The following is a 21928-nucleotide window of genomic DNA, read 5'->3' on the forward strand; positions in this document are numbered from 1 at the left end:
TGCGCGTGGAGGGTGTGCGCCGGGGCAGGTCACGGGCGTGACAGGATCGTGGCGTGTTGCGCTGGATGACCGCAGGTGAATCGCACGGGCCCGCCTTGGCCGCCGTGCTCGAGGGCATGGTGGCCGGAGTCGAGGTCACCACCGCCGACGTGACCGAACAGCTGGCTCGCCGGCGACTCGGGTTCGGCCGGAGCCCCAGGATGGGTTTCGAGAAGGACCGCATCGAGTTCCTGGGCGGAGTCCGGCACGGACTCACCCAGGGTGGCCCGGTCGCCGTGCAGATCGAGAACGCCGAATGGCCCAAGTGGGAGAAGGTGATGTCGGCCGATCCGGTCGACCCGGCTGAACTCGAGGGCCTCGCCCGCAACGAGCCGCTGACCCGCCCGCGGCCCGGCCACGCGGACCTGCCTGGCATGCAGAAGTACGGCTTCCCCGAGGCGCGTCCCGTGCTGGAGCGGGCGAGCGCACGGGAGACCGCTTCGCGCACCGCGCTCGGCACGGTCGCGCGGGCGTACCTGCGGCAGTTGCTCGGCGTCGAAATCATCAGCCACGTGGTGTCGATCGGTGGTGCCGAGGCGCCGGACGGGCCGCTGCCCGGACCCGGGGATCTGGCCGCGATCGACGAAAGCCCGGTGCGGGCGTTCAGCGCGGAGGGCACCGAGGCGATGGTCGCCGAGGTGGAGGCCGTGCGGAAGGCCGGTGACACGGTCGGCGGCGTGATCGAGGTGATCGCCTACGGGCTGCCGCCGGGCCTGGGTTCCCACGTGCACTGGGATCGACGGCTGGACGCGCGGCTCGCCGGTGCGCTGATGGGCGTGCAGGCGATGAAAGGCGTGGAGGTCGGCGACGGCTTCACGACCGCCAAGCGGTGGGGGAGTCAGGCGCACGACGAGATCGATCGCGGCACCGGTCCAGTCGGTGTGACCCGGCGGTCGAACCGGGCGGGCGGGCTCGAGGGTGGCATCACCAACGGCGAGCCGCTGCGGGTGCGCGTCGCGATGAAGCCGATCTCCACCGTGCCCAAGGCTTTGTCCACTGTGGACGTCACGACCGGTGAACCGGCTGTCGCCATCCACCAGCGCTCGGACGTGTGTGCGGTGCCGCGGGCGGGTGTGGTGCTCGAATCCGTTGTGGCTTTGGTGCTCGCCGACGCGGCGCTGGAGAAGTTCGGCGGCGACTCGCTGATCGAGAGCAAGCGCAACGCCGATGGTTACCTGCGGGCGCTCGAGGAGCGCTGGTGAGTCCGCGCGCGATCGTCGTGGGTCCGCCGGGGTCGGGCAAGAGCACCGTCGGGCGCCTGTTGGCGACGCGGCTCGGGGTCGCGTTCAGGGACACCGACGACGACATCGTCGACCGCGCCGGCAAGTCCATTTCCGATATCTTCACCGACGACGGCGAGCCCGCTTTCCGTGCGCTGGAAGAGGAAATGGTGGCGGTCGCACTGGTTGAACACGCCGGGGTGCTGGCCGTCGGCGGGGGAGCCGTGCTGTCGGAGGTGACCCGTGGCCGGCTGGCGGGGCATACCGTGGTCTTCCTGAACGTCGGCATGGCCGAGGGTGTGCGCCGCACCGGGGTGTCGTCCGCGCGACCGTTGCTCGCCGGGGTGAACCCGCGCGCGACCTACAAGGCGCTACTCGACGCGCGACTGCCGCTCTACCGCGAGGTCGCCACCCTCGAGATCGGCACCGATGAACTGCTCCCCGCCGACGTGGTCACCGCGATCGAGGCACGGCTGGGGGAAACCGGCGGGGTCGAAGCCGCACAGCACAACCGAGGAGCATGATGTCCGAACCGGTCCGTATCCAGGTCAAGGCCGGTACACCCTACGACGTGGTGGTCGGCCGCGGCCTGCTCGGCGAGCTCACCGACACCGTCCGCGACGCGTCGAAGATCGCGCTGATCCACCCGCCGACACTCACCACCACGGCGGAGGCCATCCGCGAGGAACTGAACGAGGCCGGTCTCGACGCGCACCGCGTGGAAATCCCGGACGCCGAGGACGGCAAGGCGCTCTCGGTGGCCGGGTTCTGCTGGGAGGTCCTCGGCCGGATCGGGCTGGACCGGCGTGGCGTGGTGGTCGGCCTCGGTGGTGGCGCGGTGACCGACCTGGCGGGGTTCGTCGCGGCGACCTGGATGCGCGGTGTCCGGCTGGTCAACGTGCCGACCACGCTGCTCGGCATGGTGGACGCGGCGGTCGGTGGGAAGACCGGTATCAATACCGACGCGGGCAAGAATCTCGTCGGCGTGTTTCACGAGCCGTCCTCGGTGCTGGTCGACCTGGCGACGCTGGAGACCCTGCCGCCCAACGAGCTGGTCGCCGGGATGGCCGAGGTGGTCAAGGCCGGCTTCATCGCCGACCCGCGGATCCTCGAGCTGATCGAGCAGAGCCCGGCGGACGCCCTGGACACCCAAGGCGAGGTGCTCGCCGAGCTGGTGCGGCGCGCGATCCAGGTGAAGGCCGACGTCGTCTCGGCTGACCTGCGGGAATCGGATCTGCGGGAGATCCTCAACTACGGGCACACGCTCGGCCACGCGATCGAACGACGCGAGCGGTATCGCTGGCGGCACGGTGCGGCGGTGAGCGTCGGGCTGGTGTTCGCGGCTGAACTGGCTCGACTCGCCGGACGGCTGGACGACGAGACCGCGGATCGGCACGCCGCTGTGCTGCGACTGCTCGGTCTGCCGACGACGTACGACGCGGATGCCCTGCCCCAGCTGCTCGAAGGCATGCGCACGGACAAGAAGACGCGCTCCGGCGTACTGCGGTTCGTCGTCCTGGATGGACTGGCGAAGCCCGGCCGGCTGGAGGGGCCTGACCCGGCGCTGCTCGCGGCGGCGTACTCGGCGGTCGCCGCGGACAAGACCGGTGGCGGGAGCGTGCTGCTGTGAAGGTCTTCGTGTTCAACGGGCCGAACCTCGGGCGGCTCGGCAAGCGCGAACCCGGGGTTTACGGGGCGTCCACCCATGACGACCTGGTCCAGCTCTGCGAGAAGACCGGGAGTTCGCTGGGCGTGGAGGTCGAGGTCCGGCAGACCGACCACGAAGGCGAGATGGTCACCTGGCTGCACGAGGCGGCGGACGCCGGGGCGGCCGTCGTGCTCAACGCGGGGGCCTGGACCCACTACTCGATCGCGGTCCGCGACGCCGCCGCGCAGCTGACGGCGCCGTTGATCGAGCTGCACATCTCGAACGTGCACCGCCGCGAGGAGTTCCGGCACCACAGCGTCCTCTCCGACATCGCCACCGGGGTCATGGCCGGGTTCGGCGTGCCCGGTTACGCCCTCGCCATACGATGGCTGGTGGAGCAGGCGGACTGACGCCACTCGAACGACATCTGGGGGGATGTGTGGTTCCGGTACTGACCAGCGAACGGCTCACGCTGCGCGGGCTGACCCGCGAGGACACCGGCGCCGTGCTGCGTGTCTTCGCGGATCCGGAGATGAGCCGGTTCTTCCAGGCGGACTTCTCCGATCCGGCGCGGTGCCGCGAGATGATCGACCGCAGGCTGTCCTACGACGGCCCGCCGGAACTCGGGCACTGGGTGCTGGAGCAGGACGGCGAGGTCATCGGCCTCGCGCACCTGCGGCCGTCCTGGGAACTGCCGGGGAATGTGACCGAACTCGGCTACTTCATCGAGCCGCGGCACGGCGGTAAGGGCCTGGCGACGGAGGCCGCGGCGCGCCTGCTGGACTACGGGCTGGTCGAACTGGGTGTACCGGCGGTGTGGGCGCTCATCCGCGACGCCAACGTGTCCAGCGTGAAGCTGGCGCAACGGCTGGGCTTCCTGGACGTCGGCAGCGAAGTCCACTACGGCGCCGAGCACCGGGTCCACGTGAAGCTGCCGGACACGCACGGCAAGGTGCACCACATCGAACTCTGGGTGCCCGACCTCGCCGAAGCGGAGGCCGGTTTCGGCTGGCTGCTCGGCGAGCTGGGCTGGCGGGAGTTCCAGCGGTGGCCGGCGGGCGTGAGCTGGAAGCGCGGTTCGACCTACCTCGTGGTGGAGCAGTCGCCGGCGATGACCGCGCGGGAGCACCAACGATGCCACCCCGGGTTGAACCACTTGGCCCTGCACGTCGCCACACCCGGGCAGGTCGACCGGTTGGCGGAAGAATCAGGGGCGCACGGCTGGAAGCCGCTGTTCGCGGACCGGTACCCGCATGCGGGCGGGGGCCAGCACTACGCCGCGTACCTGGAAAACACTCACGGGTTCGAAGTCGAACTCGTCGCCACGCCACCAGGTCCACACTCGAACGGGTGAACCTCTCCGTACACTGGTGCGTAGTTGGTTCCAGTGTCCCGTGCCCCGCCCGGCGACACCTCCGTGTCCACCGGCTCGGGAGCACGATTGACGTTCCGCAGGTCCCCGCGCGTGCGTGTCACGCTCTCCTGGCTGCTGGGCGCCGTCCTGGTCGCCGGTTGCACGCCCAGTCGCGCGCAGCCGCAGGCCGAAGGCGCCGGGCCGGGTGCGGTGGTCGGCGGGGAAGCGCCGCCTCCCGGCACACCGGTGCCGCCGCCGGTCATCCCGCCCGGGGCGTCGCCCTCGGTGGACGAGGCGCGGCAGTCGCCCGGGGTGGTCGCGGCGGGTGGGATCGGGGCGCCCTACAACTACGGCCCCGCGGTGATGCAGGACGGCGACCGCACGCGGATCTGGTGGTGCAGCCAGTACCCCGCGGCGCGACCGCCGGGTGACGACATCCTGCACGCGGAGGCGGCCGGCATCGGCGGTCCGTTCGCCGGGCCGGGCGGTGGGCCCGCGCAGTCGGTGCTCTCCGGCAACCCGGGTGCGTTCGACGGGGTGCACACGTGCGACCCGTCGGTGCTCAAGGTCGACGGGGTCTACTACCTCTACTACACCGGCGCGGCGGGCGACCACGCGCTCGGCAACTCCATCGGCATGGCGACCAGCCCCGACGGGATCAACTGGACCAGGGCCAACGGCGGCAACCCCATCCTCAACCCGGCGCGCGACACCCCGCGCGACAACACCTACGGCGCCGGCCAGCCCGCGGTGGTCTTCCTCGACGGCTGGTTCTACCTGATGTTCACCGACACCACCGGCCGCGCGGCGGGCTGGAACGGCGCCGGCCAGTTCATCGTGCGCTCCAAGGACCCGGCCTTCGTCCTCGGTGTGGAGGCCCTCGGCGAGCGCGGGTTCGAGCCGGTGGCGAGCACGCAGGTACCTCGCACGCGTTCGCTGGTGGACGCGTTCAGCGCGGACCTCATGTGGATCGAGGCGCTCGAATCCTTCGCCGTCGCGCACGAGACGCAGGACGGCACCACGGTCACCTTCCTCGACCGCAACTTCAGCCTGCGTCCCTACCCGCCGGTGCTCGTGCCCGGACCGTGGAAGGAGGGCCCTGGCCTGTTGCGCCAGCCGGACGGGCACGCGCCGATCTCGGTGACCGATCCCTGCGGCCGGGTGCCGCTGGACGTGGTGCGCGCGACGATGACCGGCGAGTCGGGGGCGCCTACGCACCTCAAGCACTTCGGCATCGACCTGCACGGCATCGACGCGTGCAGTGACGTGAACCGGATGCTCACCGTGCTCGACGGCTTCGCCATGCCCTCACCGGTGCGCACGATGGACCTCGTCGCGGGCGGCAGTGTGATCCGGGTGGACCGGCGCACGGTCGCCGACCTGCTCGCCGTCCGGCTGCTCGATCGGCGCGTCCCCGGCCTCGACCGGGTGCCGGTGGCCGCGAACCTGGCCACCGGGGTGCCCGCGGTGCAGGCGCCGACCGGCGGCACCGGGCTCCTGCTGGGCGACGGCAAGCTGTGGGCGGTGCGACCGCCCGGGGTGGCGCCGTTGAACGCGTCGGCCATCACGCCGGTCACCGACGAGCAGTGGAACAGCTATCCGGCGGGCTTGGCCCTGGGCTGATCCGGGAGGTCGGCCTCCGGGCGGCGGGCGATCCGGTCACCGGCGAACAGGCCGAGCCAGGCCGGGATCAGGATGAGCAACGCGGTGAACGCGGCTCCGCCGGTGAGCGCGTCCGGGAGTGCCTCGAGTCCGGTGCGGTCGACGAACAGCGCGCGGCCCGTCACGTCGAGCACGCCCGACACCGGGCCGGCCACCAGCGCCGCGATGAACCAGGTGCGCCCGCGATCGACCGCGCCGCGCCACGCGTCCAGCGCGGCCCACAGCGCCGCCGCACCGACCAGCAGCGCGACGATCCCGATGGTGAGTGCGTCCAGATCGGCCGGCCGGAAAACCGCGGCCTTCGCCCGCAGCACCGACGCGATCGCGTGCAGCAGCGCGAGGACCAGCGCACGCGTTACCCAGCCTGCCATTCGCACACTGTGTCATAAACTGGCCCGGTGCCTGAAACCCATGCCGCTCGCCGCTCCGCGCTCCGCTCCCTGATCCGGGACACCGGCCTCGACGCGCTCCTGGTCACCGACCTGCTCAACATCCGCTACCTGACCGGGTTCACCGGGTCGAACGCGGCGCTGCTCGTGCACGCCGAGGCTGAGGCCCGCACGCTGTTCTGCACCGACGGCCGGTACACCACCCAGTCCGAGGTCCAGGTGCCCGACCTCGAGCGCGTGCTCGACCGCGCCAGCGCCGCCGCGCTCGCCCGGCACGCCGCGGCGAACCGGAGCGACTACGGCCGGACCGGGTTCGAGAGCCAGCACGTCAGCGTGGAGCAGTTCGAGTCGCTCAAGGCGGTCGCCGAGGGCGTGGAGCTGCGGCGGTCGCCGAACCAGGTCGAACGGCTTCGACTGATCAAGGACCAGGCCGAGGTCGAAGCGCTGCGCATGGCCTGCGCCGCCGCCGACCGCGCGCTGACCGACCTCATCGAGCACGGCGAACTGCGCCCCGGCCGCACCGAGCGCGAGGTCGCCCGCGCGCTGGAGAACCGCATGCTCGACCACGGGTCGGCGGGCGCCTCCTTCGAGTCGATCGTCGCCGCCGGCGCGAACTCGGCCATCCCGCACCACCGGCCCACCGACGCCCCGCTGGCCGAGGGCGACTTCGTCAAGCTGGACTTCGGCGCGATCATCGACGGCTACCACTCCGACATGACCCGCACGGTCGTACTGGGTGAACCGGCCGGCTGGCAGCGCGAGCTGTACGAGCTGGTGCACCGCTCGCAGGCCGCCGGCCTGGCCGCGGTGCTGCCCGGCGCCGAGGTCGCCGCGGTGGACAAGGCCGCCCGCGAGGTGATCGAACAGGCGGGCCACGGCGAACGGTTCTCGCACGGTCTCGGGCACGGCGTCGGCCTCGAGGTGCACGAGGCACCCAGCCTGGCGGCCACGGGTGTCGGTACACTGTCCGCCGGTATGGCGGTCACCGTCGAGCCAGGCGTGTACCTCGCCGGCCGCGGTGGCGTGCGCATCGAGGACACGCTGATCGTCCGTGACGGCACGGGGGAGGTCCTCACCCTGAGCACCAAGGAACTCGTGGTCGTCTAAACGCGGCCCGCTTCGAGCAGACACAGGAGATCCCAGACCCGTGGCCACCACCAACGACCTGAAGAACGGCTTGGTCCTCAACCTCGACGGACAGCTGTGGTCGGTCGTGAACTTCCAGCACGTCAAGCCGGGCAAAGGGGGCGCCTTCGTGCGCACCACGCTCAAGCACGTCCTGAGCGGCAAGGTCGTGGACAAGACGTTCAACGCCGGCACCAAGGTCGAGACCGCGACGGTGGACCGCCGCACGATGACCTACCTGTACAACGACGGCAGCGACTTCGTCTTCATGGACGGCGACACCTACGACCAGATCAACGTCACCCGCGAGGTCGTCGGCGACGGCGCGAACTACCTGCTGGAGAACACCGAGGTCCAGGTCGCGATCCACGAGAGCACCCCGCTCTACGTCGAGCTGCCCACCTCGGTCGAACTGGTCGTCCAGCACACCGACCCCGGCCTGCAGGGCGACCGGTCCACCGGAGGCACCAAGCCGGCCACGCTGGAGACCGGCGCCGAGATCCAGGTGCCGCTGTTCCTGACCACGGGTGAGAAGGTCAAGGTCGACACCCGTGACGGTCGCTACCTCGGCCGGGTTTCGAATTGAGTTCGACCGGTTCACCCAAGCGCGGCGGCCCGATCGGCCGCCGGGCGGCTCGCAAACGCGCCGTTGAAATGCTGTACGAGGCCGCGCAGCGGGGTTCCGACGCGGTGACCCTGCTGGCCGGTCGTGTGGGTTCGACCGACGTGGACCCGATCGGCGACTACACCGTCTCCCTGGTCGAGGGGGTCACCGCGCGGCGCGAGCAGATCGACGAGCTGCTCGCCGAGCACGCGCAGGGCTGGTCGCTGGACCGCATGCCGCCGGTCGACCTGGCGGTGCTGCGGGTCGGGGTCTACGAGCTGCTGTGGGCCACCGACGTGCCGGACCCGGTGGCCATCGACGAGGCCGTCGGCATCGCCAAGGAGCTGTCGACGGACGACTCGCCGCGCTTCGTCAACGGCGTGCTCGGCCGGATCGGCACCATCGCCGACCGCCTGCGCGCGGTGCTGTAGCGCCGGACAGCCGGACCACCACCCGACAGGACACACCGCGAAGGGGCCTTCCCGGGGGAACCGCTGGTTCGCCAGGAAGGCCCCTTCGGCCTGTTCTCGGTGCGGCCGTGCCGGCCGGCACGGCTCAGTCCTCTTTGGACGGCCGAGCTTCCGGGGGCAGCACTCCCCAGTCGATCAACTGCTCCGTCAGCTCCCCGGGCGTCATGTCGTAGATGATCGCGAGCGAGCGGAGGTCCTCGGTGCGGATCGAGAGCACCTTGCCGTTGTAGTCCCCGCGCTGGCTCTGGATGGTGGCGGCGTACCGCGCCAGCGGCCCGACCTTCTCCGCGGGCAGCTGCTGGAGCCGCTCCAGGTTGATCACGATCTTCGTGGCCGGCTCCGCCCCAGACGGAACGCGGCCCTCGGGCAGCAGCTCGACCACCGGCACCCCGTAGAAGTCCGCCAGCTCGGCGAGCTTCTGCACGGTCACGGCCCGGTCGCCGCGCTCGTAGGAACCCACGACGACCGCCTTCCAGCGTCCGCCGGACTTCTGCTCGACCCCGTGCAAGGACAGGCCCTGCTGCTGGCGGATCCCGCGGAGCTTGGCCCCGAGCGCCTTGGCGTAATCGCCCATCTGGTGGTTCTCCGTTTCGTCGTCCCCGCCCGGCCGAGTGGCCGGAGGGGCACTTCTTGAGTCGAATACTCAGAGTAATGGTTACGCGTTGTCGTCACCAGGTCAAGCAGATCATTGCGCGAGGGTGGTGCGAACGGGGGACACCACCCGGAAGGCTGAGCGGCCGATCCTGTTACCCTGTGCACGATTTCCTGCATCGACCTGGGAAATCGACGTCCTTTAACGACCCGTCCAGTGAGGCGGGGAAGGAGGTCCACCGTGACATCGCGTCCGCGCGGTGTGACGGATCCGGCCGGTGAGCATGAGCTCCTGTCGGCCGGAGACGTCGCACGCACCATCGCTCGAATGGCCCATCAGGTCATCGAGAAGACCGCACTCGGTGCGGGCCACTCGGCCCCGCCCGTGTTGCTGGGCATACCCACCCGTGGCACCCCGCTCGCCGCCCGGCTCGCCGAGCGCGTGACCGAGTTCTCCGGGGTCGACGTGCCGATCGGCGCGCTCGACGTCACCCTCTACCGCGACGACCTCCGCCGCCGCCCGACCCGCCCGCTGGAGCAGACGCAGCTGCCCGGCACCGGGATCGACGACCGCGTGGTGGTGCTCGTCGACGACGTGCTGTTCTCCGGCCGCACCATCCGGGCCGCCCTCGACGCCCTGCGTGACCACGGCCGCCCGCGCGCGGTCCAACTGGCCGTACTGGTCGACCGCGGTCACCGCGAGCTGCCGATCCGCGCCGACTACGTGGGCAAGAACGTGCCGACTTCGCGCGCCGAGGACGTCGCCGTGCTGCTGTCCGAAATAGACGGCCGCGACGCGGTGCTGCTGCGCGGCGGGCCGGTCGAACCGGGTGCACCGGCTCAGGAAGGGAAACCGTGAAGCATCTGCTCGCCACCGACGGGCTGGATCCGGAGCTGGCGACGTCCATCCTGGACACCGCCGACGAGCTCAAGCGCACCCTGCTCGGCCGCGAGGTCCGCAAGCTGCCCACGCTGCGCGGCCGCACCGTGATCACCCTGTTCTACGAGAACTCCACCCGCACCAGGGTCTCCTTCGAGATCGCGGGCAAGTGGATGAGCGCCGACGTGGTGAACGTCTCGGCCGGGGGCTCCTCGGTGGGCAAGGGGGAGTCGCTGCGGGACACCGCGCTGACCCTGTCCGCGGCGGGCGCCGACTGCGTGATCATCCGCCACCCCGCCTCCGGCGCCGCCCACCGGCTGGCCGGCTGGCTGGGCGAGACCGGCACGAAGGTGGTCAACGCGGGCGACGGCACGCACGAGCACCCGACGCAGGCGCTGCTCGACGCGGCGACCCTGCGCGACCGGCTCGGCTCGCTCGACGGCCGCCGCGTCGCGATCGTCGGTGACGTCGTGCACAGCCGGGTCGCCCGGTCCAACGTGCACCTGCTCGCCGCGCTCGGGGCGGAGGTGGTGCTCGTCGCACCACCCACCCTGCTGCCCGTCGGCGTGGGATCCTGGCCGGTGACGGTGTCGCACCAGTTGGACGCGGAGCTGCCCGCGGCGGACGCGGTGATGATGCTGCGCGTCCAGGCCGAACGGATGACCGGCGGTGGCCCGGGGCAGAGCTTCTTCCCGTCCGCCCGGGAGTACTCGATCGCCTACGGGTTGAACGAGAAGCGCCTCGCGCTGCTCGCCGACCACGCGGTCGTCCTGCACCCGGGGCCGATGCTGCGCGGCATGGAGATCGCCTCGGCGGTCGCCGACTCGCCCGCGTCGGCGATCACCGAGCAGGTGCGCAACGGGGTGCACGTCCGCATGGCTGTGCTGTACCACCTGCTCGCGGGTGAGGAAGAAGGAGTCGTCGCATGACCACCGAGATCCTGCTCAAGGGCGTCCGGCTCTACGGCGAAGGCGATCCGGTGGACGTGCTGATCGCCGACGGCGAGATCGCCGAGATCGGTTCACCTGGTTCGACCGCCGGCGCCAAGGACGCCGAAAACATCCTCGAAGCCGCTGGTCAGGTGCTGCTCCCCGGGTTCGTCGACCTGCACACGCACCTGCGCGAACCCGGCCGCGAGGACACCGAGACCATCGCCAGCGGTTCGGCCGCGGCCGCGCTCGGCGGGTACACCGCGGTCTTCGCCATGGCCAACACCGACCCGGTCGCCGACAACGCGGTCGTGGTCGAGCACGTGTGGCGCCTCGGCAAGGCCGCCGGCCTGGTCGACGTGCACCCGGTCGGCGCGGTCACCGTCGGGCTCGGCGGCGAGAAGCTCGCCGAACTGGGCACCATGGCCGCCTCCGCCGCCGGGGTGCGGGTCTTCTCCGACGACGGCAAGTGCGTGCACGATCCGCTGCTGATGCGCCGCGCGCTGGAGTACTCCACCGCACTCGATGTGGTGATCGCGCAGCACGCCGAGGAACCGCGACTCACAGTCGGCGCGCAGGCCCACGAAGGTGAGCAGGCCGCTCGTCTCGGTTACGCGGGCTGGCCCGCGGCCGCCGAGGAGTCGATCGTGGCCAGGGACTGCCTGCTCGCCCTGCACGCCGGGGCCCGGCTGCACGTCTGCCACGTCTCCACCGCGGGCACCGCCGACGTGCTGACCTGGGCGAAGGAGCGCGGCACCCGGGTCAGCGCCGAGGTCACCCCGCACCACCTGCTGCTGACCGACGAGCGGCTCGCCGGGTACGACCCGGTCAACAAGGTGAACCCGCCGCTGCGCACCGGCGCCGACACCGAGCGGCTGCGCCGCGCGCTGGCCGACGGGGTCATCGACTGCGTCGCGACCGACCACGCGCCCCACGCCGTCCAGGACAAGGACTGCGAATGGGCCGCCGCCAAGCCCGGCATGCTCGGGCTGCAGACCGCGCTGTCCATCGTGACCGAGACGATGGTCCGGTCCGGCCTGCTTGACTGGCGCGGTGTGGCCAGGGTGATGAGCGAACGGCCCGCCGAGATCGCCGGGCTGCCCGACCAGGGCCGCCCGCTGGCGGTCGGCGAGCCGGCGAACCTGACCCTGGTCGACCCGGAAGCCGAGTGGACCGTGCGCGGCGCCGAACTGGCGAGCATCGCGGCGAACACCCCGTATGAGGGGATGCGGCTGCCGGGTGCGGTCACCGCGACCCTGCTGCGCGGGCGGTTCACCGTGCGAGAAGGGAAACTGGCCTGATGGAGCGTCTACTGCTGACCTTGCTGGTCGCGGCATTCTTCGCGCTGTGCGTCTACGGCATGTGGCTGGGCTGGCGCCGCAAGGCCCGCTCCCAGAGCGCGCGGATCGCGCCGTTCCCGGAACCGCCGGTCGAACCAGGTGAACCGCTGCTGACCGCCGACGGGCTGTACGTCAGCACCACGATCGCCGGTCGCTGGCAGGAACGCATCGTCACCCGCGGCGCCGGGATGCGCGGTTACGCGACCCTGCGCCTCTACGAAGACGGCGTCGAGATCGACCGCGGGCGCGCCCCCGCCATCTGGATCCCGAAGGCGTCGATCACCGGGGTCCGCACGGACAAGGGCATGGCCGGGAAGGTGATGGGCACCGACAGCCTGCTGGTGCTCACCTGGCGCCTCGGCGGTGAAGAACTCGACACCGGGTTCCGCGGGGACGACCTCGACGCCTATCCCCGCTGGCTCGACGAGCTCGGCAAGAACGGTACGGAGATCAAGGGAAGTGCCCCATCATGACGAATAGCCGGACGCCTGCCGCACTGGTACTGGAGGACGGCCGGGTCTTCCGCGGCACCGCCTACGGAGCCGAGGGGCGCACCCTCGGCGAGGCCGTGTTCTGCACCGGGATGACCGGCTACCAGGAAACGCTGACCGACCCCTCCTACCACCGCCAGATCGTGGTGCAGACCGCGCCGCAGATCGGCAACACCGGGTGGAACGACGAGGACGACGAGTCCGCCCGCATCTGGGTCTCGGGATACGTGGTCCGCGACCCCGCCCGCACCCCGTCCAACTGGCGCTCCACCCGCTCGCTCGACGACGCGCTCACCGAGCAGGGCGTGGTCGGCATCGCCGGGGTCGACACCCGCACGCTCACCCGCCACCTGCGCGAACAGGGCGCGATGCGCTCCGGGGTGTTCTCCGGTGACGCGCTGGGTTCCGACGACGAGATGATCGGCGAGGTGCTGGCCAGCCCGCCGATGAAGGGCGCCGACCTGGCGGGAGAGGTCACCACGGCCGAGGCGTACGTGGTCCCCGCGATCGGCGAGCGCCGGTTCCGGGTCGCCGCGCTGGACCTCGGCATCAAGTCGAACACGCCGCGCCAGATGGCCGCGCGCGGCATCGAGGTGCACGTCCTGCCCTCGTCCAGCTCGCTCGACCAGCTGCTGGAGATCGAGCCCGACGGGGTGTTCCTGTCCAACGGGCCGGGCGACCCGGCGACCACCGAGCACGCCACCGCGCTGACCCGGTCGGTGCTCGAGCGGCGCGTCCCGCTGTTCGGCATCTGCTTCGGCAACCAGATCCTCGGCCGCGCGCTGGGGCTGGGCACCTACAAGATGCGCTACGGGCACCGCGGCATCAACATCCCGGTGATCGACGTGGCCACCGGCCGGGTGGCGATCACCGCGCAGAACCACGGCTTCGCCCTCGAGGGCGAGCCCGGCCAGCGGTTCGACTCGCCCTTCGGCGCCGCGACGATCAGCCACTACTGCCCGAACGACGACACGGTCGAGGGCGTGCACGCCGAGGACGTCCCCGCGTTCTCCGTGCAGTACCACCCCGAAGCCGCCGCCGGCCCGCACGACGCGGCCCCCCTCTTCGACGAGTTCGTCACCCTGATGGAGACAGCCAAGTAATGCCGAAACGCACAGACATCGAGCACGTGCTCGTCATCGGTTCCGGCCCGATCGTGATCGGGCAGGCCGCCGAATTCGACTACTCCGGCACCCAGGCCTGCCGCGTGCTGCGTGAAGAGGGCCTGCGGGTCAGCCTGGTGAACTCCAACCCGGCGACGATCATGACCGACCCGGAGTTCGCCGACGCGACCTACATCGAACCGGTCACCCCGGACTTCGTCGAGAAGGTCATCGCAGTCGAACGTCCCCAGGCGCTGCTCGCCACGCTCGGCGGGCAGACCGCGCTGAACTGCGCGGTCGCCCTGCACGAACGCGGCGTCCTCGAGAAGTACGGCGTCGAACTGATCGGCGCCGACATCGACGCCATCCAGCGCGGCGAGGACCGGCAGAAGTTCAAGGACATCGTCCGGCAGGTCGGCGCCGAGGTGCCGCGCAGCGCGGTGTGCCACTCGATGGACGAGGTCCGCGAGACGGTCGAGGACCTCGGCCTGCCGGTGGTCATCCGCCCGTCGTTCACCATGGGCGGGCTCGGCTCGGGCATGGCGCACACCCCGGAGGACCTGGAGCGGCTGGCCTCGACCGGGCTCGAGGAAAGCCCGGTCACCGAGGTGCTCATCGAGGAGAGCGTGCTCGGGTGGAAGGAGTACGAGCTCGAGCTGATGCGCGACCGCAGCGACAACGTGGTGGTCATCTGCTCGATCGAGAACATCGACGCGATGGGCGTGCACACCGGTGACTCGGTCACCGTGGCGCCCGCCATGACCCTGACCGACCGCGAGTACCAGCACATGCGCGACGTCGGCATCGACGTGCTGCGCGCGGTCGGGGTGGACACCGGCGGCTGCAACATCCAGTTCGCGATCAACCCGCGCGACGGCCGCATGGTGGTCATCGAGATGAACCCGCGGGTGTCGCGGTCGAGCGCGCTGGCCTCGAAGGCGACCGGCTTCCCGATCGCCAAGATCGCCGCCAAGCTGGCCATCGGCTACACCCTCGACGAGATCCGCAACGACATCACCGGCGAGACCCCGGCCTCGTTCGAGCCGACGCTGGACTACGTCGTGGTGAAGGTGCCGCGGTTCGCCTTCGAGAAGTTCCCCGGCGCGGATCCGACGCTGACCACCACCATGAAGAGCGTCGGCGAGGCCATGTCCATGGGCCGCAGCTTCCCGGAGGCGCTCGGCAAGGCGCTGCGCTCGATCGACACCAAGGCGGCGGGCTTCTGGACCACGCCCGACCCGGAGGGCGCCACCCTCGAGTCCACCCTGGAGGCCCTGCGCACCCCGCACGACGGCCGCCTGTACGCGGTGGAGCGGGCCCTGCGGCTGGGTGCCACGGTCCAGCAGGTGCACGAGGCCAGCTGGATCGACCCGTGGTTCATCGACCAGATCGCGCTGATCGGCGAGGTGGGCCAGGAGATCTCCACCGCGCCGGTGCTCGACGGCGACCTGCTGCGCCGCGGCAAGCGGACCGGCCTGTCCGACCGCCAGATCGCCGCGCTGCGTCCCGAACTGGCCGGCGAGGACGGCGTGCGGGCGCTGCGGCACCGCCTCGGCGTGCGCCCGGTGTTCAAGACGGTGGACACGTGCGCGGCCGAGTTCGCCGCGAAGACCCCGTACCACTACTCGGCCTACGAGACCGATCCCGCCGCGGAATCGGAGGTGGCGCCGCAGCCGGACAAGCCGAAGGTGCTCATCCTCGGCTCCGGCCCGAACCGGATCGGGCAGGGCATCGAGTTCGACTACTCCTGCGTGCACGCCGCGCTCGCCCTGCGCGAGGCCGGGTTCGAAGCGGTGATGGTCAACTGCAACCCCGAGACCGTGTCCACCGACTACGACACCTCCGACCGGCTCTACTTCGAGCCGCTGTCCTTCGAGGACGTGCTCGAGGTGGTGCACGCCGAGCGTCAGTCGGGCACGGTCGCCGGCGTCATCGTCCAACTGGGTGGACAGACCCCGCTCGCGCTCGCGCGCCGCCTCGCCGCGGCCGGGGTGCCGGTGGTCGGCACCTCACCCGAGGCGATCCACCTGGCCGAGGACCGCGGTGCCTTCGGCGAGGTGCTGCGGGCGGCGGGGCTGCCCGCCCCGCGCTACGGCACGGCGACCTCCTTCGAAGGCGCCAAGCGGATCGCCGACGAGATCGGCTACCCGGTGCTGGTGCGCCCGTCGTACGTGCTCGGCGGCCGCGGCATGGAGATCGTCTACGACGAGCAGACCCTGGCCGGCTACATCCAGCGCGCCACCGAGGTCACCCCGGAACACCCGGTGCTGGTCGACCGCTTCCTCGACGACTCCATCGAGATCGACGTGGACGCCCTGTTCGACGGCGAGGAGCTGTACCTGGGCGGCGTGATGGAGCACATCGAGGAGGCCGGCATCCACTCCGGCGACTCCTCGTGCGCGCTGCCGCCGATCACCCTGGGCCGGACCGATCTGGACACCGTCCGCCGGTCCACCGAGGCGATCGCGCGCGGCGTCGGCGTGCGCGGCCTGTTGAACGTGCAGTACGCGCTCAAGGACGACGTGCTCTACGTGCTCGAAGCGAACCCGCGTGCCTCGCGCACGGTGCCGTTCGTGTCCAAGGCGACCGCCGTGCCGCTGGCGAAGGCGGCTTCGCTGATCATGACCGGCTCCACGATCAAGGAGCTGCGGGCCTCCGGCGTGCTCCCGGCCGAGGGCGACGGCGGCGACCTGCCCGCCGACTCGCCGGTGTCGGTCAAGGAAGCCGTGCTGCCCTTCCACCGGTTCCGCACCCCGGAGGGCCACGGTGTGGATTCCTTGCTGGGCCCGGAAATGAAGTCCACCGGTGAGGTCATGGGCGTGGACGTCTCGTTCGGCAAGGCGTTCGCCAAGTCGCAGAGCGCCGCCTACGGCTCACTGCCCACCTCCGGGCGGGTCTTCGTCTCGGTGGCCAACCGCGACAAGCGCTCGCTGGTCTTCCCGGTCAAGCGCCTCGCCGACCTCGGCTTCGAAATCCTGGCCACTTCCGGCACCGCGGAAGTGCTGCGCCGCAACGGGATCCAGTGCTCGGTGCTGCGCAAGCACTTCGAGGGCAGCACCGAGGGCGAGCCCAATGTGGTCGAGGTGATCCTCAGCGGCGGCGTGGACATGGTGATCAACACCCCGTACGGCAACAGCGGCCCGCGGGTGGACGGTTACGAGATCCGCACGGCCGCCGTTTCCCGCGACATCCCTTGCATCACCACGATCCAGGGCGCTGCCGCGGCCGTACACGGCATCGAGGCGCTCATCCGGGGTGACATCGGGGTGCGCTCCCTCCAGGAGCTCCAGGCGGCTCTCCGGGCCTCGAAATGATCATGGAACGGTTCGGGGCCCGCCTGACCGAGGCGATCGCGGCCCGCGGCTCGCTGTGCGCCGGGGTGGACCCCCACCCCGGCCTGCTGCGGGCGTGGGGCCTGCCGGAGGACGCGAGCGGGCTGGAGCGGTTCGCGCTGACCGCCACCGAGGCGATCGCCGAGCACGTGGCGATCATCAAGCCGCAGTCGGCGTTCTTCGAGACTCACGGTTCGACGGGCATCGCCGTGCTCGAGCGCGTGGTCGAGCTGGCCCGCGCGGCGGGCGCGCTGGTCCTGCTCGACGTCAAACGCGGTGACATCGGCTCCACCATGGCCGCCTACACCGCGGCCTACCTGACCGACGGGGCCCCGCTGGCCGCCGACGCCATCACCGTCTCGCCCTACCTCGGGTTCGGCTCGCTGGACGCGGCGCTGACGGCCGCCGAGACCAGCGGGCGCGGGGTCTTCGTGCTCGCGCGCACGTCGAACCCGGAAAGCGCCGGGCTCCAGGGCACGGTGGCCGCGTCCGGCCGCACGGTGGCGCAGGAAATCGTCGACGCGGTCGCCGAGCGCAACGCGGGAACCGCGCCGCTCGGCGACATCGGCGTGGTCGCCGGCGCGACAATCGGTCGCGGGGAGCTGGATCTGAATAGGCTGAACGGCCCAATCCTGGCGCCCGGTTTCGGCGCCCAAGGCGCCACCGCGGCCGATTTACGTGCTCTTTTCGGGGCGGGTTCATCGGCGGTGCTGGCGGCTTCCTCACGCGACATCCTGCGCCACGGACCGGCTCCCCAGGCCCTGCGGGAGGCGGTGTTCTGGGTCCGGGATTCGTTGCGGGACTGAACTTTCCGTGCCTGGCGCACGTTGTTCACCGAGTACGCGCAAGTGGTCCGAACAGGCGTGCGGCACGCCGATACCACCACCCGCATCCCCAGGTGGAGGCCCACCCCCGCATTGTGGCAGGTATGGCAGGTGGGTACCGTCCCGAGGACGGCCGAATTATTGAGTAATACCGGAGGAAATCGTGGCACTTCCCCAGCTGACCGAGGAACAGCGTGCTGAGGCGCTGAAGAAGGCCGCTGCTGCCCGTCGCGCCCGCGCCGAGCTCAAGGAGCGGCTGAAGCGGGGTGGCACCACGCTGGTCGACGTGCTCAAGCAGGCGGACGAGGACGAGGTTCTCGGCAAGATGAAGGTTTCCGCTCTGCTGGAAGCCCTGCCCGGCGTCGGCAAGGTCCGCGCGCAGCAGACGATGGAGCGGCTCGAAATCGCTCCGAGCCGTCGCCTGCGTGGACTCGGTGACCGGCAGCGCAAGGCGCTGCTCGCCGAGTTCAGCGGCGAGTGAGCAGCAAGGAACACGGCGGCACCACAGCTGAGGGTGGGCCGGTGGCGGGGAACCGGCACCGGCTCACCGTCGTATCCGGGCCGTCCGGGGTCGGCAAGTCCAGTGTCGTCACCGAGCTGCGCAAGCTGGACCCCGGGATCTTCTTCAGCGTCTCGGTGACCACCCGCCGCCCCCGTCCCGGCGAGGTGGACGGCGAGCACTACCACTTCATCGACCGGCCCGCCTTCGACGCGATGGTGGCCAAGGGGGAACTGCTCGAGCACGCCGAATTCACCGGCAACTGCTACGGCACCCCGCGCGCCCCGGTGGAGAAGGCGCTGGCCGAGGGCAAGCAGGCGATCCTCGAGATCGAACTGCAGGGCGCGCGCCAGGTCCGCACCGCGATGCCGCAGGCCAGGCTGGTGATGCTGGTCCCGCCGTCGTGGGGGGTGCTGGTGGGCAGGCTGACCGGCCGCGGCACCGAAGCCGACGAGGCGGTCCGGGCCCGGCTGGCCGAAGCGGAGCGTGAACTGGCCGCGTCCGGCGAGTTCGACGCGACCGTGGTCAACGCCGACGTGAAGACCGCCGCGGCGGAGTTGTTAAGCTTGATGACGAGCTAGCTTGATTTCCACAACCGTTCAGGAGTACTGCGCGTGACCATCACCCTGGGTGCACAGCACGAGGAACTCGAAGGCATCACCAACCCGCCGATCGACGACCTGCTCGAGAAGGTCAGTTCGAAGTACGCGCTGGCGATCTACTCGGCCAAGCGCGCCCGCCAGATCAACGACTACTACGCGCAGCTCGGTGAGGGCCTGCTGGAGTACGTCGGCCCGCTCGTCGAGCCGGGTCCCCGTGAGAAGCCGCTGTCGATCGCGCTGCGCGAGATCCACGCCGGCCTGCTCGAGCACACCGAAGGCGAATGAGCCAGGCCCTGGGGCGCAAGCCCAGGGTCGTACTCGGCGTGGGTGGCGGCATCGCCGCCTACAAGGCCTGCGAAGTGCTGCGCGGGCTGACCGAGTCCGGGCACGACGTGCGCGTGGTGCCCACCGAAGCCGCGCTGAACTTCGTCGGCGCGGCCACGTTCGAGGCGCTGTCCGGGCACCCCGTGCACACCGGGGTGTTCACCGACGTGCCCAGCGTGCAGCACGTCCGCATCGGCCACGAGGCGGACCTGGTGCTGGTGGTGCCCGCCACCGCGGACCTGCTGGCCAGGGCCGCCCACGGGCTCGCCGACGACCTGCTGACCGGCACGCTGCTGGTGGCCAGGTGCCCGGTGGCGTTCTTCCCGGCCATGCACACCGAGATGTGGCAGCACCCGGCCACCCGGGACAACGTCGCGCTGCTGCGCTCGCGCGGGCTCGTGGTCACCGAGCCGGACGCGGGCCGGTTGACCGGCGCCGACACCGGCAAGGGCAGGCTGGCCGACCCCCGCGAGATCGTCGACCTGGCGCGACTGCTGCTCGCCGCCCCGGGCGCGCTGCCGCGCGACCTGGAAGGCCTGCGCGTGGTGATTTCGGCCGGTGGCACGCGCGAGCCGCTCGACCCGGTCCGCTACCTCGGCAACCGCTCTTCCGGCAAGCAGGGTTACGCGCTCGCGCGCGTGGCCGCGCAGCGCGGCGCCGAGGTCACCCTGATCGCCGCCCACACCGTCGATCTGCCCGATCCCGCGGGCGCGACGGTCGTGCACGTGTCGACCGCCGAACAGCTTTCCGAAGTGGTTCGCGCCGAATCCGCAACCGCCGATGTGGTGGTGATGGCGGCCGCGGTGGCCGATTTCCGGCCCGCTTCCCGTGCCGAGCACAAAATCAAGAAAAGCGATGACGGCGGGGCGCCGACCGTCGAATTGGTGCGTAATCCGGACATTCTGGCCGGCTTGGTCCAAGCCCGTCCGCCGGGTCAGGTGGTGGTCGGATTCGCCGCCGAAACCGGCGACGCCGGTGGCGACGTACTCCACCACGCTCGGGCCAAACTCAAGCGCAAGGGTGCTGACCTGCTGGTGGTCAACGCGGTCGGCGAAGGCAAGGCGTTCGAGGTGGAGTACAACTCCGGCTGGCTGCTCGGCGCGGACGGCACCGAGGTGCCTATCCCGCTCGGCGCGAAGGCGCAACTGGCGGCCGCGGTCTGGGACGCGGTTGTGGGCTTGCGCAAAACACAAGGTGTTTGAGGCTCGCGGGCCAGTACTCTGACGGGTGACCAGGGGACCCAAGAAAGGGAAGTGACGAGAATCGTGAGTGCGTCGAACCGCAGGTTGTTCACTTCCGAGTCGGTGACCGAAGGACATCCGGACAAGATCTGCGATGCGATCAGCGACTCGATCCTTGATGCCCTGCTGAGCAAGGACCCGCGCAGCCGGGTCGCCGTGGAAACCCTGATCACCACCGGCCAGGTGCACGTCGCCGGCGAGGTGACCACCGAGGCCTACGCCGACATCCCGACCATCGTGCGGGACGTGATCCTGCGCATCGGCTACGACTCGTCCGCCAAGGGGTTCGACGGCAACTCGTGCGGGGTCAACGTGGCGATCGGCGCGCAGTCGCCGGACATCGCGCAGGGCGTCGACACCGCCTACGAGTCGCGGCTGGAAAACGCGTCCGACGACATCGACCGCCAGGGCGCGGGCGACCAGGGCCTGATGTTCGGCTACGCCTGCTCGGACACGCCCGAGCTGATGCCGCTGCCGATCGCGCTGGCGCACCGGCTCTCGCAGCGCCTGACCGGCGTGCGCAACAACGGCGTGCTGCCGTACCTGCGCCCGGACGGCAAGACCCAGGTGACCATCGAGTACGCCGGTGACCAGCCGGTGCGCCTGGACACCGTGGTCGTGTCGACCCAGCACGCCGACGGCATCGACCTGGAGAAGATGCTCGGCGTCGACGTCAAGGAGCACGTGGTCGCGCCGGAGCTGGCCGAGCTGGAGCTGGACACCACCGACGTGCGGCTGCTGGTCAACCCGACCGGCCGTTTCGTCATCGGCGGGCCGATGGGTGACGCCGGGCTGACCGGCCGCAAGATCATCGTCGACACCTACGGCGGCATGGCCCGTCACGGTGGTGGCGCGTTCTCCGGGAAGGACCCGTCGAAGGTGGACCGGTCCGCGGCGTACGCGATGCGCTGGGTGGCCAAGAACGTGGTGGCCGCCGGGCTGGCTTCGCGGGTCGAGGTGCAGGTCGCCTACGCGATCGGCAAGGCGTCCCCGGTAGGCCTGTTCGTGGAGACCTTCGGGACCGAGACGGTGGACCCGTCGAAGATCCAGGCCGCCATCCGCGAGGTGTTCGACCTGCGCCCGGCCGCGATCATCCGCGACCTGGACCTGCTGCGCCCGATCTACGCGCCGACCGCGGCGTACGGGCACTTCGGCCGCCCGGAGCTCGGGCTGCCGTGGGAGAGCACGCAGCGTGCGGCCGACCTGCGGTCGATCGCCGGCGCCTGAGGACTCGTTCCGCTGAAGCCCTCGGCCCCGATCG

At 70.9% G+C, this 21928-nt stretch carries 23 protein-coding genes; 21 read left to right on the top strand and 2 right to left on the bottom strand.

What is annotated here, in order from left to right; genetic code table 11:
• Positions 1-53 precede the first annotated feature (53 nt).
• The 6 genes from aroC (at position 54) to L3Q67_RS27620 (ending at position 5884) form a co-directional block, all read left to right on the top strand.
• Entirely contained in the window at positions 54-1241 is a 1188-nt protein-coding gene (aroC, locus tag L3Q67_RS27595; RefSeq protein ID WP_499184352.1) for a chorismate synthase, read from the top strand.
• Positions 1238-1783, top strand: coding sequence for a shikimate kinase (locus L3Q67_RS27600; RefSeq protein WP_499184353.1), 546 nt, complete (start codon positions 1238-1240; stop codon positions 1781-1783). Before aroC ends, L3Q67_RS27600 begins: the two co-directional genes overlap by 4 nt.
• Positions 1783-2889 carry a 3-dehydroquinate synthase gene (gene aroB, locus L3Q67_RS27605; RefSeq protein WP_282773199.1) on the top strand — a complete coding sequence of 369 codons (1107 nt, stop codon included), beginning with the start codon at positions 1783-1785 and terminating at the stop codon, positions 2887-2889. Before L3Q67_RS27600 ends, aroB begins: the two co-directional genes overlap by 1 nt.
• On the top strand, positions 2886-3317 hold the full coding sequence (gene aroQ, locus L3Q67_RS27610) for a type II 3-dehydroquinate dehydratase (RefSeq protein ID WP_499184354.1): 432 nt from the start codon (positions 2886-2888) through the stop codon (positions 3315-3317). Before aroB ends, aroQ begins: the two co-directional genes overlap by 4 nt.
• Positions 3318-3346: 29 nt before the next feature.
• Positions 3347-4261 carry a GNAT family N-acetyltransferase gene (locus L3Q67_RS27615; RefSeq protein ID WP_499184355.1) on the top strand — a complete coding sequence of 305 codons (915 nt, stop codon included), beginning with the start codon at positions 3347-3349 and terminating at the stop codon, positions 4259-4261.
• A 111-nt stretch (positions 4262-4372) separates the two neighbouring features.
• Positions 4373-5884 (top strand): glycoside hydrolase family protein, encoded by a 1512-nt coding sequence (locus L3Q67_RS27620; RefSeq protein ID WP_499184356.1) that lies wholly within the window; start codon positions 4373-4375, stop codon positions 5882-5884.
• On the opposite strand, the gene L3Q67_RS27625 is transcribed toward L3Q67_RS27620, so the two are convergent.
• Positions 5857-6294 carry a B-4DMT family transporter gene (locus L3Q67_RS27625; RefSeq protein ID WP_499184357.1) on the bottom strand — a complete coding sequence of 146 codons (438 nt, stop codon included), beginning with the start codon at positions 6292-6294 and terminating at the stop codon, positions 5857-5859. The genes L3Q67_RS27620 and L3Q67_RS27625 overlap by 28 nt on opposite strands.
• A gap of 27 nt (positions 6295-6321) precedes the next feature.
• On the opposite strand from L3Q67_RS27625, the gene L3Q67_RS27630 reads away from it, so the two are divergent.
• Genes L3Q67_RS27630 through nusB form a run of 3 tightly spaced genes read left to right on the top strand, consistent with a single transcriptional unit; the run spans position 6322 to position 8472 of the window.
• Positions 6322-7419, top strand: a complete 1098-nt coding sequence (locus tag L3Q67_RS27630) for a M24 family metallopeptidase (RefSeq protein WP_499184358.1) — start codon at positions 6322-6324, stop codon at positions 7417-7419.
• Between the two features lie 40 nt (positions 7420-7459).
• On the top strand, positions 7460-8023 hold the full coding sequence (efp, locus tag L3Q67_RS27635; protein ID WP_499184359.1) for an elongation factor P: 564 nt from the start codon (positions 7460-7462) through the stop codon (positions 8021-8023).
• Positions 8020-8472 (top strand): transcription antitermination protein NusB, encoded by a 453-nt coding sequence (gene nusB, locus L3Q67_RS27640; RefSeq protein ID WP_499184360.1) that lies wholly within the window; start codon positions 8020-8022, stop codon positions 8470-8472. The genes efp and nusB overlap by 4 nt, the downstream gene beginning before the upstream one ends.
• Positions 8473-8596: 124 nt before the next feature.
• Here the strand turns inward: nusB and bldD are convergent, their stop codons facing one another.
• The gene (gene bldD, locus L3Q67_RS27645) at positions 8597-9085 is read right to left on the bottom strand and encodes a transcriptional regulator BldD (protein WP_003096372.1); all 489 of its coding nucleotides are present in this window, start codon (positions 9083-9085) and stop codon (positions 8597-8599) included.
• Between the two features lie 258 nt (positions 9086-9343).
• Between bldD and pyrR the strand changes: the two genes are divergently transcribed.
• The 12 genes from pyrR to metK all read left to right on the top strand — a co-directional run bounded on the left by pyrR (position 9344) and on the right by metK (position 21894).
• Complete coding sequence (gene pyrR, locus L3Q67_RS27650) at positions 9344-9961, top strand: bifunctional pyr operon transcriptional regulator/uracil phosphoribosyltransferase PyrR (protein WP_499184361.1); 618 nt, start codon at positions 9344-9346, stop codon at positions 9959-9961.
• A complete protein-coding gene (locus tag L3Q67_RS27655) occupies positions 9958-10911 on the top strand; it encodes an aspartate/ornithine carbamoyltransferase family protein (RefSeq protein ID WP_499184362.1) in 954 nt (317 codons plus the stop codon). The genes pyrR and L3Q67_RS27655 overlap by 4 nt, the downstream gene beginning before the upstream one ends.
• Positions 10908-12212: a dihydroorotase gene (locus L3Q67_RS27660; protein ID WP_499184363.1), complete on the top strand. Its 1305-nt coding sequence runs from the start codon at positions 10908-10910 to the stop codon at positions 12210-12212. The genes L3Q67_RS27655 and L3Q67_RS27660 overlap by 4 nt, the downstream gene beginning before the upstream one ends.
• Positions 12212-12724, top strand: coding sequence for a PH-like domain-containing protein (locus tag L3Q67_RS27665; protein WP_499184364.1), 513 nt, complete (start codon positions 12212-12214; stop codon positions 12722-12724). The genes L3Q67_RS27660 and L3Q67_RS27665 overlap by 1 nt, the downstream gene beginning before the upstream one ends.
• Positions 12721-13845 (top strand): carbamoyl-phosphate synthase small subunit, encoded by a 1125-nt coding sequence (gene carA, locus L3Q67_RS27670; RefSeq protein WP_499184365.1) that lies wholly within the window; start codon positions 12721-12723, stop codon positions 13843-13845. The genes L3Q67_RS27665 and carA overlap by 4 nt, the downstream gene beginning before the upstream one ends.
• On the top strand, positions 13845-17159 hold the full coding sequence (carB, locus tag L3Q67_RS27675) for a carbamoyl phosphate synthase large subunit (RefSeq protein ID WP_499184366.1): 3315 nt from the start codon (positions 13845-13847) through the stop codon (positions 17157-17159). The genes carA and carB overlap by 1 nt, the downstream gene beginning before the upstream one ends.
• Positions 17156-17983 (top strand): beta/alpha barrel domain-containing protein, encoded by an 828-nt coding sequence (pyrF, locus tag L3Q67_RS27680; protein WP_499184367.1) that lies wholly within the window; start codon positions 17156-17158, stop codon positions 17981-17983. The genes carB and pyrF overlap by 4 nt, the downstream gene beginning before the upstream one ends.
• A 181-nt stretch (positions 17984-18164) precedes the next feature.
• Entirely contained in the window at positions 18165-18482 is a 318-nt protein-coding gene (gene mihF / locus L3Q67_RS27685) for an integration host factor, actinobacterial type (protein WP_113691187.1), read from the top strand.
• A gap of 41 nt (positions 18483-18523) precedes the next feature.
• Positions 18524-19081: a guanylate kinase gene (gmk, locus tag L3Q67_RS27690; RefSeq protein ID WP_282771606.1), complete on the top strand. Its 558-nt coding sequence runs from the start codon at positions 18524-18526 to the stop codon at positions 19079-19081.
• 27 nt (positions 19082-19108) lie between these two features.
• Complete coding sequence (gene rpoZ, locus L3Q67_RS27695; RefSeq protein ID WP_499191656.1) at positions 19109-19387, top strand: DNA-directed RNA polymerase subunit omega; 279 nt, start codon at positions 19109-19111, stop codon at positions 19385-19387.
• The gene (gene coaBC / locus L3Q67_RS27700) at positions 19384-20628 is read left to right on the top strand and encodes a bifunctional phosphopantothenoylcysteine decarboxylase/phosphopantothenate synthase (RefSeq protein ID WP_499184368.1); all 1245 of its coding nucleotides are present in this window, start codon (positions 19384-19386) and stop codon (positions 20626-20628) included. Before rpoZ ends, coaBC begins: the two co-directional genes overlap by 4 nt.
• A gap of 63 nt (positions 20629-20691) precedes the next feature.
• A complete protein-coding gene (metK, locus tag L3Q67_RS27705; protein ID WP_499191657.1) occupies positions 20692-21894 on the top strand; it encodes a methionine adenosyltransferase in 1203 nt (400 codons plus the stop codon).
• Positions 21895-21928: the final 34 nt, after the last annotated feature.

This window comes from Saccharothrix sp. AJ9571 (assembly GCF_021725495.1).
Classification (GTDB): Bacteria; Actinomycetota; Actinomycetes; order Mycobacteriales; family Pseudonocardiaceae; genus Amycolatopsis; species Amycolatopsis magusensis.

Excerpts from the sequence above, each read along its gene's own strand:
- bldD (WP_003096372.1), bottom strand. The coding sequence starts at position 9,085 with ATGGGCGATTACGCCAAGGCGCTCGGGGCCAAGCTCCGCGGGATCCGC.
- pyrF (WP_499184367.1), top strand. The coding sequence starts at position 17,156 with ATGATCATGGAACGGTTCGGGGCCCGCCTGACCGAGGCGATCGCGGCC.
- carB (WP_499184366.1), top strand. The coding sequence starts at position 13,845 with ATGCCGAAACGCACAGACATCGAGCACGTGCTCGTCATCGGTTCCGGC.
- L3Q67_RS27660 (WP_499184363.1), top strand. The coding sequence starts at position 10,908 with ATGACCACCGAGATCCTGCTCAAGGGCGTCCGGCTCTACGGCGAAGGC.
- coaBC (WP_499184368.1), top strand. The coding sequence starts at position 19,384 with ATGAGCCAGGCCCTGGGGCGCAAGCCCAGGGTCGTACTCGGCGTGGGT.
- L3Q67_RS27625 (WP_499184357.1), bottom strand. The coding sequence starts at position 6,294 with ATGGCAGGCTGGGTAACGCGTGCGCTGGTCCTCGCGCTGCTGCACGCG.
- L3Q67_RS27665 (WP_499184364.1), top strand. The coding sequence starts at position 12,212 with ATGGAGCGTCTACTGCTGACCTTGCTGGTCGCGGCATTCTTCGCGCTG.
- aroB (WP_282773199.1), top strand. The coding sequence starts at position 1,783 with ATGTCCGAACCGGTCCGTATCCAGGTCAAGGCCGGTACACCCTACGAC.
- carA (WP_499184365.1), top strand. The coding sequence starts at position 12,721 with ATGACGAATAGCCGGACGCCTGCCGCACTGGTACTGGAGGACGGCCGG.